This is a genomic window from Methanococcoides methylutens (assembly GCF_000765475.1).
Taxonomy (GTDB): domain Archaea; phylum Halobacteriota; class Methanosarcinia; order Methanosarcinales; family Methanosarcinaceae; genus Methanococcoides; species Methanococcoides methylutens.
Map to the genome: position 1 here is coordinate 289351 of NZ_JRHO01000014.1, position 16291 is coordinate 305641.

Here is a 16291-nt window from a genome sequence, read left to right on the forward strand (position 1 = left end):
AAATATCCCAAATATTGCTTTGTAAGTTAATTTCATGATAATGGAGGAATCCGTAAATGAAGAGAGGAACGATGAAAGGTTTTGCAATTATCGCTGCTGTGCTGATGGTAGTCAGCTTACTTCCAATGACAGCACTTGCGAATAATGGAAATGGGTTTGAGAACGCACCCGGACAGATGAAGAAAAATGCTACCGGAGAGACAGTAGGTATACAGGACCAGGACAGGTTAAGGACAAATTACCAGGAAGCTAAGAATATACAGGCTGCCAAGAACGACTACAACAAGATGACATCTGAGTTCCAGATGATAAAGAGGCAGCAGGCAAGAGGTAATCTTACAACTGAAGAAATGGTCAACGAATCAAAGATTTACCTCAATAGCACTATCGACTACATGATCATTCGCCTTGAGAATATCAAAGACGAAGGCGGCTATTCTGATGAAGTGAATGATACAATTGACGATTACATTTCACAATTTGATGATATTAAAGAAGACGTTGGAGATGCTGAAACAAGAAAAGACCTATCAGATGCACTGAAGGACATCAGGAAGCTCTGGAAAGATGCAATAAAGGACATTAGAAAAAGCACAAGAGAGAGAGTGGGCGATGGACTTGAAACATACCTTGAGAAATCCGATGATGTTTCCGAAAGTCTACAAGATGAAGTCGACCAAGTGGAAGATGAAGAGCAAGCTGCCGAGCTTCAGGAACTTCTCGATGAATACAACCGCCTGATAGCTGAAGCTAAGGCACTGCTGGAAGAAGGAAACCTTGAGGATGCAATCGATAAAACCAAAGAAGCAAACGAGGTTCTTAGAGAAATTCTGGATGAAATGAAGGAATCCAGAGACGGTTATGTTAACATGGCAGGCGAGGGTGCTCTCAATGCAGAGGGTGACGGGACCATTGTTCTTTCCGGACAGTTTAACGTTACCATCAATGCAACAGATGCAATGCTTGTGATCAAGGACCTTGCAGGGGATGCAGATATTGATATCAGCGGAGCATCATACGATGTCGTGAATCAGCAGACAGAAGACGGATATCGTGCCTCTGTATATGATAACTTCACAGGTGACGCCCTCATTAATGGAACAAGGCTTACCGTCATGGTAAGTGGAGAGGATATAACAATCTTCGCAGAAGGAACCGGAAGTGCTTCACTCTCAGGAGAAGGAACATATCAGATCGGCGAAGGTGAAGAGATGCAGTTTGCAGAAGTCGAAGAGGATGAAGAAGTCACTGCAACAACTGATTCCACTGAAGAAGAAACCGATGAAGAGGATGAAGAAGACGATGAGATCGAAATCGAGATTGAAGTAAAGATCTTTGAAATCAACTCATCTGCAACAGTGGAGATCAATGATACTGTAACCGAATACATATTCGAGACCATCGATGAAGAAGAGATCAAGAACGAGATCGTGAACGAAACTTCATTGACATATGAACAGGTGAACAACACCATAAAGTTCGAGATAGAGGATTTTACCTCATCTTCAGCAAGTGATGCAGAAGAAGATGATGAAGAGACTGAAGAGCAGGAGGACTAATCGTGGTCAGCTTTAAACACATTGGAATTGTCGCCATCCTTCTGATCGGATTAACCTTCTCAGGTTGTGTGGGCGACCAGGCAGCAGATGACGAGGTTGAAGCAGAAGCACCAACTGCAGATGAAGTACTTGCAGAGGAAGGGGTAGGGCTGACCGATTCAGAGATAGAGGACCTCGAAAGTGACCTTGACGAACTGGAAGCCACGCTTTCAGAACTTGATGATGACGAGAACCTGACCATTGAAGAAGTCTGAGCTGCTCGCAGTTCAGTCTTCTTTTTTCTTTTTCTTATTAGCCTTGTTTCTTTTTTGTCTTCTGATATATTGTAGTAGCATTGTAGTAGCATTGTAGTAGCATTGTAGTAGCATTGTAGTAGCATTGTAGTGGCAGAAGTATAGATAGAATAGATAGCCGTTCTTTAAATAATGCACCAATTCGTTTATATAGAATTACAATTCAATGGATTACAGGGTATGTGTGGACATATTAATGGTAGTTAATTCGATCAAAAACATCCACCCCAAAATGAGGTAGAAAATGAAAAATATGTTTAAGACCACATTATTGCTGGCATCCCTGACAGGACTGCTGGTCATTGTAGGTAACCTTATTGGCGGCACTAGCGGAATGATCATAGCTTTTGCTTTTGCTGTCATCCTGAACTTCGGTAGTTACTGGTACAGTGACAAGATCGTCCTGAAGATGTACCATGCAAAAGAAGTAACAGAATCTGAAAGTCCTAAACTTTATGAGATTGTCCGCAAGCTTGCAATGCGTGCAGACCTTCCAATGCCTAAAGTTTACATTGTGGAAACATCCATGCCAAATGCATTCGCAACCGGAAGAGACCCAAAACATGCAGCTGTTGCGGCTACTACAGGCATCCTTAATCTTCTGACACCGGAAGAGATCGAAGGTGTACTGGCACACGAGCTTGCACACGTAAAGAACCGAGACACACTTATCAGTGCAGTTGCAGCGACCATTGCAGGTGTTATAACAATGCTTGCAACATGGGCAAGATGGGCTGCTATCTTCGGAGGTATCGGAGGAAGGGACGACAATGGAGGAAGCAATATCGTAGGATTCATTGCACTCGCAATTGTGGCACCACTCGCTGCGACCATAATCCAGCTTGCGATCTCCCGTTCACGTGAGTTCGCAGCAGATGCAGAAGGAGCACGCATATCACAGAAACCATGGGCACTTGCCAGCGCACTCTCCAAACTGGAGTCAGGTGCACAGAACTACCACCCTCGCAGGAATGATGTACAGCCATCCGAGAATACGGCACATATGTTTATCGTCAACCCTCTGAGAGGTAGCAAAATGATGAATCTTTTCAGGACACATCCAACCACAGAAGAAAGGATCCGTCGTTTGAACTCAATGTAAGCACAAGCCAATACAATTAGAAACTGAAAAGGTCTGCCTGACCGGGATTGGTCAGGTGGATAACTCTTATTCCACTGGATTCCAGTTCATTTGACAGCTTATACCTGTGGCAGTTCTTCGGATTTTTCTCAGCACACATAAGGACAACATCAGAGCCGTTGCTATTTACTTCTTTTATCTTGCCGATCAATTTTGTGAAAAATTCCCGGAACTCATCCGTTCCGATATAATTGATATAGCTTTCTTCCCGCAAACCTCCAAGCCCGGGACAATGGGAATAAGCAATATCATATTTCGGCAATACGATCTCGAGGTTCTCCTTATTGAACTCTTCACGTACCGAATGCGGATAGCTGCGAATATCAACCAGATATGAGAGGTCATACTGTTGTAGTATATCGATAAATTCTTCCAGTGACCTGTTTCCATATCCAACGGTATAGCATCGGGCATCTTCATCCATCGGGATGACTGAATGGATGTGAAGTTTATTACTTTTTCTGTGTTCATTATCAGCAAAGCTTAGTTCAGCGATTGAGCAGAAATACAAATCCCCTTCGTGACGATTCCCGGATTATTTTTAAATAGATAGCTATATTAGAGGATAATGCTTACTTTAGTACACTATAGGGAGAATTTGTCATGACGCAGGATGCGGCAATTGGAAGGATCATAAAAGCTCAGACCATCAGTGATGCATGGTACCGCGGACTCAATGTAATATGGAATCACGGTAAGGTCATTACAGATGAGAGAGGAAGCCAGATACGAGAGTTCATGAACCTGATGGTCGTGATAGAGGATCCGTACAGGGATGAGATCCCTGCAGATATAGCATGGAACCATGAAAGGCTGGAAGAATATGCAAAGCAGCTTATCACCGGTGAAAATGCACAGGATTTCGAGTATACATACGGCCAGAGGCTTCGCAACTGGGATGAAAAAACAGACCAGATCGCCTATGTAATTGAAAAACTGAAGAACAACAAAACAACACGAAGGGCTACAGCAGTCACATGGATCCCAACTGTGGATACCCATGTTGATGAAGTACCCTGTATGATACTTGACGATTTTAAGATCAGGGATGAAAAGGTCCACCTGACAACAGTATTCCGCAGCCACGACTTTGCAGGGGCTTATCCCGCTAATCTCTATGGCCTTTCCAAGCTTCTTGAGTACGTTGCCGAACATGTGGGACTGGAAGCTGGAACCATCACCACGATGAGCATCTCTGCACACATATATGACCATGACTGGGACAAGATCGAGAACATTGTAAAAGGAGTGCAATAAATGAAAGTAACAGTTGGAAGATCCGATGTGCATGGAGAGGTATTCGCACCTCCTTCAAAGAGCTATACCCACAGAGCCATCACCATAGCCGCTCTTTCAAGAGAGGCAACCATCCACAGACCACTGCTATCTGCAGATACACAATCCACCATTCGCGCTAGTGAGATGTTCGGTGCATATATTGAAAAGGATGGAGAAGACCTTCTGATCAGCGGTGTCAATGGAGTTCCGCAAATCCCCGAGGATATAATAGATGTAGCAAACTCAGGAACCACACTTAGGTTCATGACCGCCATCTCTGCACTTACAGAAGGAACTACTGTGCTCACAGGCGACAATTCCATAAGGTCAAGACCAAATGACCCCCTCCTAAGGGTCCTGAAGGATCTTGGTGTTGATGCCTATTCTACCCGTAACAACGGCTGTGCACCAATTGTGGTCACCGGTGGACTTACAGGCGCTATCGTCAAAATAGACGGGTCCATCAGTTCACAGTTCATATCAGCATTACTGCTTGCATGCCCGCTTACAAGGAACAGTACAACCCTCTCTATCAAGGGCGAACTAAAATCCAAACCTTACATTGATGTCACACTGGATGTCATTGAAAAGGCAGGTGTTGAGATCCTAGTTGAAGATCATAACAACCCTAAGTTCATAATTCCCGGTAACCAGAGCTATAACCTTGAGGAATACACAGTACCGGGTGATTTCTCATCTGCATCATACCTTCTTGCAGCCGCTGCAATGACGAACTCCACCCTGACGGTCAAGAACCTGTTCCCTTCAATGCAGGGCGATATAGCCATCATAAACATACTGAAAGAGATGGGGGCAAATATATACTGGGACATGGAAGAAGGAACAGCCACCGTAAGAGGCGGAGACCTCCACGGGATAACCATGGATGCAGGTGCCACCCCTGATCTCGTACCAACAATTGCCGTCCTTGGAGCTATGGCAAAAGGTGATACCATAATAACCAATGCTGAGCATGTGCGCTACAAGGAGACGGACAGACTTCATGCAATGGCTGTGGAACTTGAGAAGATGGGAATATTCTGCAAGGAAGAAAAGGATAGCCTGACCATAAGAGGAGGGGAATTCAAGGGTGCAGAAGTACACGGATGGCACGACCATCGTATCGTAATGGCTTTGACACTCGCAGGTATGGTGGCCGGAAATACCATTATCGATACCGCAGAATCTATCTTCATTTCATACCCTAACTTCTTTGATGCAATGCGTTCAATAGGTGCTGACGTCATACTTAGTGAGCAATGAGAACGAAACATTGTTCATTTTATTCTTTTTACTTTTTGAGTTGTCCTCATGATCTATGATGTTGTCGTGGTCGGAGCCGGGCCTACGGGATCCACAGCTGCACGTTATGCTACCAGATACGGTGCAAAGGTGCTCATGATCGAGGAACATTCATCCATCGGCACACCCGTAGAATGCACCGGACTACTGAGTACACGTGCTGTGGCGGAATGTGATATTAAGCCAGATGACGAATTCGTACTGAACAGTGTACGTGGTGCTTTTGTCCATTCACCAAATGGAACCTGCCTTCCCATAGACGGCAGGAAGACAAAGGCATATGTCGTTTCCAGGAAGATCTTTGACCGAGACCTTGTTTCAATGGCAGTGGATGCAGGTGCAGAACTGATGCTAAAGGGACGTGTGACCGGCCTTCTGGAAAAGGATGGAATCCAGTTTCTTTCAGTAATGCATATGGGAAGACCAACCACCATAAAAGCCAGGGTTGTCATCGGAGCAGACGGTGTAAAGAGTACTATCGCCAGATCTGCAGGCCTTGGAAGAGTTGACAGGGTCCTGTCAGGAGTACAAATAGAAGCACCTTACAGATCAAGAGGTGATGATTTTGTAGAGCTTTTCGTGGGATCGAATGCACCTGGTTTTTTTGCATGGACCGTACCCGTCAGCGAGAAGATATCAAGAATAGGACTTGCTGTTGAACCAGGCAACGAACAAAATGCAATTAACTATCTCAAAGGAGTTATTTCTTCAAATCCTCAGCTTTCCACCGGTCACTCCGGATGTATGCTTGATCTTGTGGTGGGTGGGATCCCCATCGGTCCCCTTAAGAGAACTTACGGTAATGGCGTACTCATTGCAGGAGATGCTGCAGGACAGGTAAAACCTACTTCCGGAGGTGGCATATATACCGGAGCTGCCTGTGCGAAGATCGCAGGAGAGGTTGCAGCAAAAGCCGCACTTGACGGTGATGTTTCCGGGGAGAGGCTAAGTTCATACGAAAAACGATGGAAGGCCGAACTTGGACGTGAACTTGGCATCGGGATGAAGATACATGATTTTGTCGCCGGACTAAACGATGATCAGCTGAATGAACTGATAGGATCGATGAACAATCCTGCCATACTTGAAATGATAACAAAGTATGGGGATATGGACCATCCCTCGATACTGGTCAAAAAGTTATTGAATCCAATGAACTCAAGACACCTGATAGGTGTTTTCAGAGCATTTGCAAAAGCAGTACTGTGACCCTTTTATGTCTTTACTTTTTTAATTTTCAGTATATGCTGACACCTTTGACACCTTGAAGATCAAGGATGTCACTAACAAGTTCACCAGGGATCTTTGAGTCGGTGATGATAGTCAGTTTTGCTTCATTATTAAAATAGGGATCATCGGATACTGCCTGCCTGATACTGAGACCGTGGTCGGAAATTACTTTTGAAACGTTAGAAAGGATACCTACATTTGCAGCATCATCCGGCGTGATTATGATAACACCAAGACCCAGGGACGGAGCAACATCACGAAGGAATGGTATAGATTTTACATTCTGGAAAATGTTAGTCAAAAGTTCATCTGTGAGAATGGTATCCGTAGTAGCATCGACCACCCTGCGGTCCACGCCTGCTTCCTTTGCAAGTTGTGTGTGAGGGATCTCAATTGAACCTGATGTCACTTTTCCCTCATCATTCACCTGAAATCCACGTTCAAAAAGGATCTTTATGACCTTTTGCTGTGCAGGATGTTTTTCGAACTTTTTGAGTACTGTGCTCCACATGATTACCATCTTGTTTCCCAAATTATAAAGATTTAAGCTCTAACCCATACTAAAAGGCAGTTAATAAATGTTCCGTTATTAAAGAAAGTTGTAAACTATATGACATTTACTCAAAACTATTTTGATGAAGAAAAAGAAAGACATTTTAAGGATAAAGTATTACAGGAGCTAAATCAAAGAGAACACTCAATCAGATGATGATGTTTTTTACAAGCAGGTTCTGTTCAGAAAACGGACTGTTCTTAAACCGTTTTGTCACTAAGAAATATAAAGGACCTGTGATAGCTTTAACCACATATTTCGCAGTTGATTACGTCCAAGGAGGTATTTTATGAATATATACAAAACTTATGAAGATCTTCCAAAGATCAAACTCCCACTGGGACAGGAAGTAAGCATAAGTGACAGTACCATTCGTGATGGAGCACAGATGCCTGGTATTGTCTTAAAAGCAGATCACAAGCTCCAGATATACGAGTATCTGCATCAGATAGGAATTGAAAAACTGGAAACATTTGTCTACAATGAGCGTGACAGGAACGCAGTTAAGATGATGTTCGACAGGGGCTATGAATCACCCGAGATCACCGGCTGGGCAAGAGCCGTACCTGCAGATATAGACATGGTTTTGGATATTGAAGAAATTGAAGAGACCGGAGTATTGATGTCAGTCTCCGATGCCCATATCATAGATAAGATGGGACTTCCAAACAGGGAAGCAGCAGAAGAGAAGTACCTGAACGCACTCCAGTATGCAGTGGACCATGGTCTTCGCACCCGTGCACATATCGAGGATATGACACGAGCTGACAATACTTATTTCGTATACCCACTTATCGAAAAGATACTTGAGATCGATCCGAATTGTACGATCCGTCTTTGTGACACCATCGGTTTTGGAGTTCCATTTATAGATGTGGATGAACCTTTCGGCATACCCGAAATGGTGAAACATTTGAAAAATGACCTTAATGTAAAGAACATTGAGACTCATTGCCACGATGATTTTGGCCTGGCAGTTGCCAACTCCATTGCAGGATACTGGCACGGTGCAAACTGGTCCAATGTAACTTTCCTCGGAATTGGAGAAAGGGCTGGAAATGCGGAAATGGAAAAGTTGTTGCTTTTCCTTAGCCGCCGTGTTGAAGGTTTTGACAAATATAACCTTGAATGTCTTGCAGAGTTTGCAAAATTCATGCAGACGGAAATTGGTATCAGGATACCAAGGAACAAGTCTGTCGTCGGGAAAAATGTTTTCGCCCACGAGTCAGGCATCCACACTGCAGGCGTCATCAAGAACCCATTCACCTACGAACCATACCCACCAGAGATCGTAGGCGGAACCAGAGCTTTCCTTATAGGCGATTCATCAGGTATCGAAGTACTTCGTTTCAAAGTACAGGATACACTGAACGAACTTATTGGCGTTCAGATAACCGTCGAAAAGAACGACTCACGCCTGAGGTCGATACAGAACGATATACACGCACTTTATGACAAGGAAAAGCGTGTTTCCTGCATCTCTGATGAAGAGATACAAGCATACGTGGAGAAGTATTTCCTCTTCGAGCCTATAGTCGAGAAGAACATGGGCAGAAAAACGGCCTGAAGCTTGTCCGCTTTTTAGCGGATAAGTATCTCTTTTTTAATATCAGTTATTGATTTTTTATGCAATCTCGGTTTTGAAGTGCTACTTATATCACAGGAAATGCCCATTAAAGATTTTTGTTGAAGAACAAGATCAAGCATCATTCGAATTAATAATAACATCTTCACCCAGAATCTTTCTTTCGGTTTCACGTTTTGAGTGTTCAAAGCGTTCTTGCATTGCTGGTTTCTTGCTGCCCACCCATTTATCCATGATCACACAGGTTACAAGATCCCCGGTGACGTTCACAGATGTGCGGCACATGTCAAGGATCCTGTCCACACCAATAATAAGTGCAATACCTGCAGTCGGTATGCCAACACTGCTCAGTATCATTGCAAGTATAACGATACCAACCCCCGGAGTGGAAGGTGTACCGATAGAAGCACCCACCACGGTGATCATGATCAACAGAAGAGCACCAAATCCAAGTTCCACACCAAACACTTGTGCAAGGAAAACTGCTGCTATGCTCTGGTAAAGAGCGGTTCCATTCATGTTTATAGTTGCACCAAGTGGGATGACAAATTGAGAAATAGAAGGTCTGACACCTAATTTATCCTCAGCGGTCTTAATGGACAAAGGCATGACAACAGCAGAGCTGGATGTTGAGAATGCAAGTAACAGTACATCCCTTACAGATCTCAGGAAATCAATCGGACCTTTTCTTGAAATAATGAAAACTACCAGCAAGTAAAAAATAAGTAGTGACAGGAGCCCAAAAAGTACAGTACCCACATAGACCAGCATTCCCAGAAGCGCAGCGAGCCCAAGATTCAGCGTGAACTTGCTTATAAGACCAAAAACAGCAAGAGGAGCAAGTAACATACTCCATCGCACAACTGTCATGCTCACTTCCTGAAGCGAACCCAGCAGATCAAGTAAAGGTTTTGACTGTGTGGGTGACATCGAAACCAGAGCCAAGCCTATTATGACAGAGAACACAACCACTTGAAGCATCTGTCCGGTAGCTAGTGATCCGAGCGGATTCGTAGGCAGGATCGTTGTGATCATACCCGGAACATCTGCAATGCCAGGAGTTGTAACAGCAGCTTCATTGACTTGAGGAATTTCCGACCCCATTGTACTCTGGACCAGTTCACTGCTGATATAGCTACCCGGGTTTATCATTAAAGCAAGGCTGAGACCGATAATTATGGCAAGTGCTGTGGTTGCGATGAAATAGCCAACGGTACGTACCCCGATCATTTTGAGCTGCTCCATATCTTCCCCGGAAGCAATACCCCTGATTATAGATGCAAAAACAAGAGGAACAACTATCATCTGCAGCAGTGCCAGGAATATGTATCCCGGTAATGCAAGCCATTCACCTATCGCATATGAAACATTTTGACTTACCATTCCAGTCGATGGTCCAAGTATCAGGCCGGTAACGATTCCCAATGCCATTCCGATAAGTATCTTGAGCCAGAGTCTGCCCCTAACGAATGTCTGAAGCTGGAAGCTAAGATGCTTTAATGAACGTGGATGTATCAGAGATAGGGGTTCAGGAATGCGATATATTCTTGACATGATCACAACTTTGCTTACGTTTTTAAGGATTTGAGCGTTAACTAGCACACATCGTGATCCATATTTTTATAGATCCCTTCTGAAAATGATTTTTTGCATAATTAACCGTTATAATATTGAAGCACTGCCCGGTATAAATGCCTATTGTAGAGGAATATGGAAATAATTAGCAAAGATTGAAGTCGATATATTATTGGTACATGGATCGAGAAATTTTATTGTGACTTCGAAAAAACACCGTTGTAAAATAAATTCAAAATATGAGGAGTAGCATTTGGATTAAATTATGACCCCACAATTTACCAAAGGCATGAGATAAAAAGAAAAGAATAGTGTAAAGGATCCGCAGATCCTATACACCTCAAGTCCCATTCTCGCCAGAGTCGGGCTTACTTACGTATAATATTGTTTTACAGTTTTGCGATGATAGCATCAGTCATTCCGCTAAGGGATGCATCTCCACCCATATTATAGGTAAGATACTTGCCTTCTCCAATGACATCTTCTGTTGCCTTGAAGATAGCATCTGCCTTCCCAACCCAAGCAGAAGCTTTAGCTGCCTAATCACATTGCTTATTTAGATACTAAAAAGCCCCGGCCGAAACCGGGGCTTTCCTTTTGTTTCCAAAATAAAATTAAATAGAATCGATAATCCCATTCAAAGTCGCACTAGGTCTCATGGCCTGGGATTTCAACTCCTCATCTGGAGCGTAGTATCCTTTGATATCCATAGCTTTGCCCTGAGCTTCTAACAACTCATTGGCAATCTTCTCTTCATTTTCCATCAGAGCTTTAGCTACAGGTTCAAAAATCGCTTTTAATTCGCTATCTTTCTCCTGATCAGCCAGAGCCTGAGCCCAATACATTGCCAGATAAAAATGAGATCCTCTGTTATCAATCTCATTCACTTTTCGGGAAGGTGATTTTCTGTTTTCCAGAACCAGCTCTGTCGCTTTATCCAATGCTTCTGCTAAAACCAGAGCTTTAGGATTATCAAAACTGTTGCCCAGATGCTCCAGAGAAGCAGTTAAGGCCAGGAATTCTCCTAGAGAGTCCCAACGCAAGTGACCTTCCGATTCAAATTGCTGTGCGTGTTTGGGTGCCGAACCGCCGGCACCTGTCTCGAAAAGTCCACCGCCATTCATTAGGGGGACGATTGATAGCGTTTTCGCACTGGTTCCCACTTCCAAAATGGGAAAGAGGTCTGTAAGATAATCTCTCAAAACATTTCCAGTCACAGAGATTGTATCTTTGCCCTCTTTAATTCTCTCCAATGAAAACCTGGTCGCTTCAACGGGAGCTTTGATCAATAGTTCCAGGTCATCGATATCATAATCTTTCAAGTATTTGTTCACTTTTTTAATGAGCTGTGAATCGTGAGCTCTTTTCTCATCGAGCCAGAAGACTGCAGGATTGCCTGTCGCTTTGGCTCGTTTAACGGCCAGCTTGATCCAGTCCTGAACGGGTGCGTCTTTCACCTGACACATGCGGAAGATATCTCCTTCCCCTACCGGCTGTTCAATGAGTACATTATTGTTGTCATCGATAACCTGAACTTTTCCTGTACCAGTCATCTCAAAGGTCTTGTCATGTGAGCCATATTCTTCAGCTTGTTGAGCCATAAGCCCCACATTGGAAACGCTTCCCATTTTTGATGGATCAAAGGCACCGTGTTTTTGACAGAACTCAATAGTTTCCTGATACACTCCCGAATAAGAGCGGTCTGGAATTATGGCTTTCATATCTTTCAGTTTCCCGTCTGGTCCCCACATGCAGCCTGATGAGCGGATTGCTGCAGGCATGGAAGCGTCGACGATAACATCGCTGGGAACATGGAGATTGGTAATTCCCTTATCGGAGTTAACCATAGCCAATGCCGGTCTCCTGGCATACACAGCTTCTATATCTGCTTTGATTTCAGCCTGTTTGCCTTCAGGCAGATTCTGGATTTTTGTATAGAGATCTCCCAGTCCATGATTGGGATCTACACCCAATTCAGAAAGCAGATCACCATATTTATCAAATATCTCTTTAAAGAAGACCTTAACCACATGACCGAAGATAATAGGGTCGGAAACTTTCATCATTGTCGCTTTCAAATGAACGGAGAATAATACATCTTTAGCTTTGGCATCTTCTATCTGTTCAACCAGAAATACCTGAAGCGCTTTTTTGTTCATAACAGCTGCATCAATGATTTCCCCGGACTGAAGAGGGGCTTTGTCTTTTAATAGTGTTTTATTACCAGCGTCATCTGTAAAGAAAATTCTGAAATTGGTAGCCTCTTCAATTTCAACAGATTCTTCACTGCCGTAAAAATCTCCGCCGTTCATGCTGGCTACATGGGATTTGGAATCAGACTTCCATTCTCCCATGGAATGGGGATGTTTTTTCGCATAATTTTTTACAGCTTTAGGAACTCTGCGGTCAGAATTCCCTTCTCTCAATACAGGGTTAACAGCACTACCCTTGACAATATCGAATTTCGCTTTGATCGCCTTTTCTTCATCATTAGAAGGATCTTCGGGATAATCGGGCAGATCATACCCTTTAGCCTGGAGTTCTGCGACTGTCGCTTTAATCTGGGGAACTGAAGCGCTGATATTGGGTAGTTTGATAATGTTGGCTTCCGGAGTTAAGACCATCTCTCCCAATTCGGAAAGGGTATCGGAAATCTTCTGGTCCTCTGTCAGTCTTTCGGGAAACTGGGCAATGATTCTTCCCGCCAGAGAGATATCCCTCGCTTCCATAGTGATTCCGACGTTTTTCACATAAGCCTGTACAATAGGCAGGAGCGAACTGGTTGCCAAAGCCGGAGCTTCATCGGTTTTCGTATAAATGATTGTCGATTTCTGTGCCATGTTAATCCTTTCCTATGTAAATTAATAATATTTTATCGAATCGAAGCGCTTTATTCTATATAAAGAGACCCCATCCCTTTTTACCCAGGAATTCGTCATTTTGCACAATGATCTCTCCGCGGCTCATTGTCATCTCCGGCCAACCTGTTATTTTCTGGTTTTTATAGGGTGTCCATTGAGCTTTTTCATGAAGTGTCTCTTCGGTAAGTATTTCGAGATCCTTCTTATGTCAAAAGGGATGTTAAAACCAACACAAAGGGTTTCTAGCTCAAACACTTCTGGATAAAATACCTTATCAATAAACTCATTTAGAAGGTAAAGAGAGATCTCATTTTTTCTTGCATAACTTAAAAAAGCCTCTTTTTCTTTTTCAGCGAGCATTGAAGGATCATAGAATAACCCCTCATGTTGAATGAAACCTTCATGATATATCTGGAAAGAACCGATCTTGAAATTCTGGTATTGATCCATTGTTGTTTCAGTATCAAAGACCAATACCCTATCATGCCTTAATGGATCTTCTCTTGGTTTGAAGAAGGAGTTACTTGTAGGCCCTTCAACCTCCTGAGTATATTCCCTTACAGCGATCTTAGACATCTTCCCCATCTCCCATCCAAGAGTGATTAAACGCTGTCCTAGTTCCTTTAACAAAGCTCCAATTGAAATGATATTGTAAGCTCTCTTGTTATGAGAAGATGTTTTGCTAGATCTTATTTTAGCCGAGTGGTGGGTTGGTGTTAGGAAAGGTCTTGACAGGACGGACATTTGCATAAAGGTTGTATTTCTGCCTGATGGATACTGCCACACTTCTTGGGGAACCTGCTCCGCCAGGTGTTGTGGTAGGACCCTTGTAACATGCATCTGCTTCGTCAAGGATAGACCATGTCTCATCAGGAACAAGGGAAGTTCCACCGTTCTTCTCCCACCATTCTGCTCCTGCTTCACATTTCACGAACTCGACATTTGTGCCAATGGCCTCTGCCACTTTAAGCATAGCATCTACGAGTTCCGGTCCGACTCCATCTCCTTCAATTACTGCTCAGTTTTGCTCATATTATTGATTCCATTTTGTCGTTTAGAATAGTATTAAAATTAAGCTAATTGTGTTATCTATGTAACACATCGTCTGGTTGCCTCTTAATCCCACATACAATATATAAGGCATGGAAAATCAAATTCCTGACATATATTCACCAAGGATATAAAATTGATGGAAAAAAGGAACATAAGGGTCAAACCATTGAACTATCCACAGTATGTATCGAAGGTAGCTCAATTACAAAAGAAGCTCCTTTTGGAATATTATCCGATACAGATACAGTACCATTGTATCTTTCAATTGTCTTTTTTACAATATAAAGTCCAAGACCAGTATTGCCGGTACCACCGTACTTGAAACCCTCACCGAAAATATACGCTTTGATCTTATCCGGAATCCCGACACCATTGTCCATGATGCAGATCTTACAATTGATTTGGTCATCATCTATGGTTACATGAATACTATCTGCTTTACCGTGGACCTGTGCATTCCTTATTATGTTCTCGATAACTGAGGGCAGAGCGTTGTCTGCCATAATGAGGGCATTACCTTCTATCGAACTTTTAATATCGAAATGCATGCATGCACCTTTAATTAAATCGTGGACATGATAAGGTAAAAGATCCTGGCTATCTAATAAGAATTGACTTTCAATATCTTTCATATTCCTGATCGTTTCTACACTCCGATGTGCAGAACTCTGTGCCATTTCAAGGAACTTCGCATCATTTTTGAGGTTATATAGCTCGATCGCATTTATTTCCACATTCAGATTATTTGCAATATCATGCCTCAGGATCTTGTTAACTACCTTCAGGGTATCGGCAAGGTCTTGTTGTCGCTTCCTGGATTCAAGTATCTCCTGGTACCTTCGGATATTAGACACTACAAGAGATGAAGCATTTGCAATGATAAGAGCTGTATTCAGGTATTCGTTTATATCCCCGGGATAAGAAAATCCTTTAACTTCAACAGTTGCCATGACATCTGCCTGATTTTTTATCTTCAACAAGAAACCATCTCGGTTCTCGCTTATCAGGTATTTTTTATCTGTTTTTAGGAAATCCCTGTTCAGCTCATTATCAGGATCAGAGCTTGTCGAAAATTCCGATTGAACAAGTCCATCATCTAATGAGATATAACTGACCTTTTCTGGTGCAAACAGGACATTGTACATCTGAGTTATTTTCTCTGCGACTTCTTTCTCATCCTTAAGTTCCACAAGTTCCTTTATGATCTCAATGGACATGGAAAAGGAAGCCATCTTCTCTGTTGCCTCTTTTAACTTCCGGGTCTTACTAACGCAATCATGTTCAAGAACAATATTTTCCAGACTCAGCCCCATGAAATCAACATCCACATGCATCGTCCTGAATGGTTTTCCCACTGCCTCAGAAAATTTCTCTAAATTCTTAGAACTACCTTCATAGAATCCAGTCTCAAGATGAAGGATGGAGGAACAAGATGAATCAATGCATTTCCTGATCCTTTCAATCCCCAGTTCATCATTTTCTACCTGGCTTAGGATCTTATCAAGCCATCCTGATGAAATTATGAACTCACTATTGTACTCTTCCAGTTCTCTGCTACTTAACATCAGCTCGTACAGGTTCTCCATTCCATGAGTATAAAGTGTCCCTTTACATTCAGGAGACTTTATTATATCAGGACATTCAGAACCATGGATCAGTAAAGCCTTGTAAAAACATTCAGAGCTCTCAAGTGCCTGTTGGATCAAACCGCAGTTCACATAATCACATTTCTGTTCGAGGAGATCAGTGTAAGGCACCCCAATCACATTGACATTTTTAAAAAGGTCATTATTGCCTGCAATATACTCGACCTCCCTGATGATACCTTCAGGAACAAGTAAACACATATTATCGATCAATA

The 16291-nt window shown here is 42.9% G+C and carries 13 protein-coding genes and 1 pseudogene; 7 read left to right on the forward strand and 7 right to left on the reverse strand.

Features of this window, described 5'->3' with window-relative positions; translation table 11 throughout:
• Positions 1-56 precede the first annotated feature (56 nt).
• From LI82_RS08615 to htpX, 3 genes are all read left to right on the forward strand, one after another.
• Positions 57-1559: a coiled-coil domain-containing protein gene (locus LI82_RS08615; protein ID WP_048195044.1), complete on the forward strand. Its 1503-nt coding sequence runs from the start codon at positions 57-59 to the stop codon at positions 1557-1559.
• A 2-nt stretch (positions 1560-1561) separates the two neighbouring features.
• A complete protein-coding gene (locus tag LI82_RS08620; RefSeq protein WP_048195046.1) occupies positions 1562-1813 on the forward strand; it encodes a hypothetical protein in 252 nt (83 codons plus the stop codon).
• A gap of 283 nt (positions 1814-2096) precedes the next feature.
• Positions 2097-2954 carry a zinc metalloprotease HtpX gene (gene htpX / locus LI82_RS08625; RefSeq protein WP_048195048.1) on the forward strand — a complete coding sequence of 286 codons (858 nt, stop codon included), beginning with the start codon at positions 2097-2099 and terminating at the stop codon, positions 2952-2954.
• 16 nt (positions 2955-2970) lie between these two features.
• Here htpX and LI82_RS08630 read toward each other — a convergent pair whose 3' ends face one another.
• Positions 2971-3417, reverse strand: coding sequence for a DUF488 domain-containing protein (locus LI82_RS08630; RefSeq protein ID WP_048196172.1), 447 nt, complete (start codon positions 3415-3417; stop codon positions 2971-2973).
• Between the two features lie 179 nt (positions 3418-3596).
• Between LI82_RS08630 and LI82_RS08635 the strand changes: the two genes are divergently transcribed.
• The 3 genes from LI82_RS08635 to LI82_RS08645 are packed head-to-tail and all read left to right on the forward strand — an operon-like array spanning position 3597 to position 6782.
• Positions 3597-4250, forward strand: a complete 654-nt coding sequence (locus LI82_RS08635; RefSeq protein ID WP_048195050.1) for a thymidylate synthase — start codon at positions 3597-3599, stop codon at positions 4248-4250.
• Complete coding sequence (gene aroA / locus LI82_RS08640; RefSeq protein WP_048195052.1) at positions 4251-5534, forward strand: 3-phosphoshikimate 1-carboxyvinyltransferase; 1284 nt, start codon at positions 4251-4253, stop codon at positions 5532-5534.
• A gap of 48 nt (positions 5535-5582) precedes the next feature.
• A complete protein-coding gene (locus LI82_RS08645) occupies positions 5583-6782 on the forward strand; it encodes a geranylgeranyl reductase family protein (protein WP_048195054.1) in 1200 nt (399 codons plus the stop codon).
• Between the two features lie 28 nt (positions 6783-6810).
• On the opposite strand, the gene LI82_RS08650 is transcribed toward LI82_RS08645, so the two are convergent.
• Complete coding sequence (locus tag LI82_RS08650; protein WP_048196173.1) at positions 6811-7314, reverse strand: amino acid-binding protein; 504 nt, start codon at positions 7312-7314, stop codon at positions 6811-6813.
• A gap of 331 nt (positions 7315-7645) precedes the next feature.
• On the opposite strand from LI82_RS08650, the gene LI82_RS08655 reads away from it, so the two are divergent.
• On the forward strand, positions 7646-8923 hold the full coding sequence (locus tag LI82_RS08655; RefSeq protein ID WP_048195056.1) for a homocitrate synthase/isopropylmalate synthase family protein: 1278 nt from the start codon (positions 7646-7648) through the stop codon (positions 8921-8923).
• Between the two features lie 132 nt (positions 8924-9055).
• Here the strand turns inward: LI82_RS08655 and LI82_RS08660 are convergent, their stop codons facing one another.
• The 5 genes and pseudogenes from LI82_RS08660 to LI82_RS08680 form a co-directional block, all read right to left on the reverse strand.
• Entirely contained in the window at positions 9056-10495 is a 1440-nt protein-coding gene (locus LI82_RS08660; protein WP_048195058.1) for a dicarboxylate/amino acid:cation symporter, read from the reverse strand.
• A 635-nt stretch (positions 10496-11130) separates the two neighbouring features.
• Positions 11131-13356, reverse strand: a complete 2226-nt coding sequence (locus LI82_RS08665) for an NADP-dependent isocitrate dehydrogenase (RefSeq protein WP_048195060.1) — start codon at positions 13354-13356, stop codon at positions 11131-11133.
• A gap of 147 nt (positions 13357-13503) precedes the next feature.
• Entirely contained in the window at positions 13504-14121 is a 618-nt protein-coding gene (locus LI82_RS08670; RefSeq protein WP_135607208.1) for a hypothetical protein, read from the reverse strand.
• Positions 14075-14409, reverse strand: a pseudogene (locus tag LI82_RS08675) (isocitrate/isopropylmalate family dehydrogenase); the annotation flags it as partial. The gene LI82_RS08670 and the pseudogene LI82_RS08675, both read right to left, overlap by 47 nt.
• A gap of 179 nt (positions 14410-14588) precedes the next feature.
• Entirely contained in the window at positions 14589-16289 is a 1701-nt protein-coding gene (locus LI82_RS08680; RefSeq protein ID WP_048195066.1) for a sensor histidine kinase, read from the reverse strand.
• Between the last annotated feature and the right edge of the window lie 2 nt (positions 16290-16291).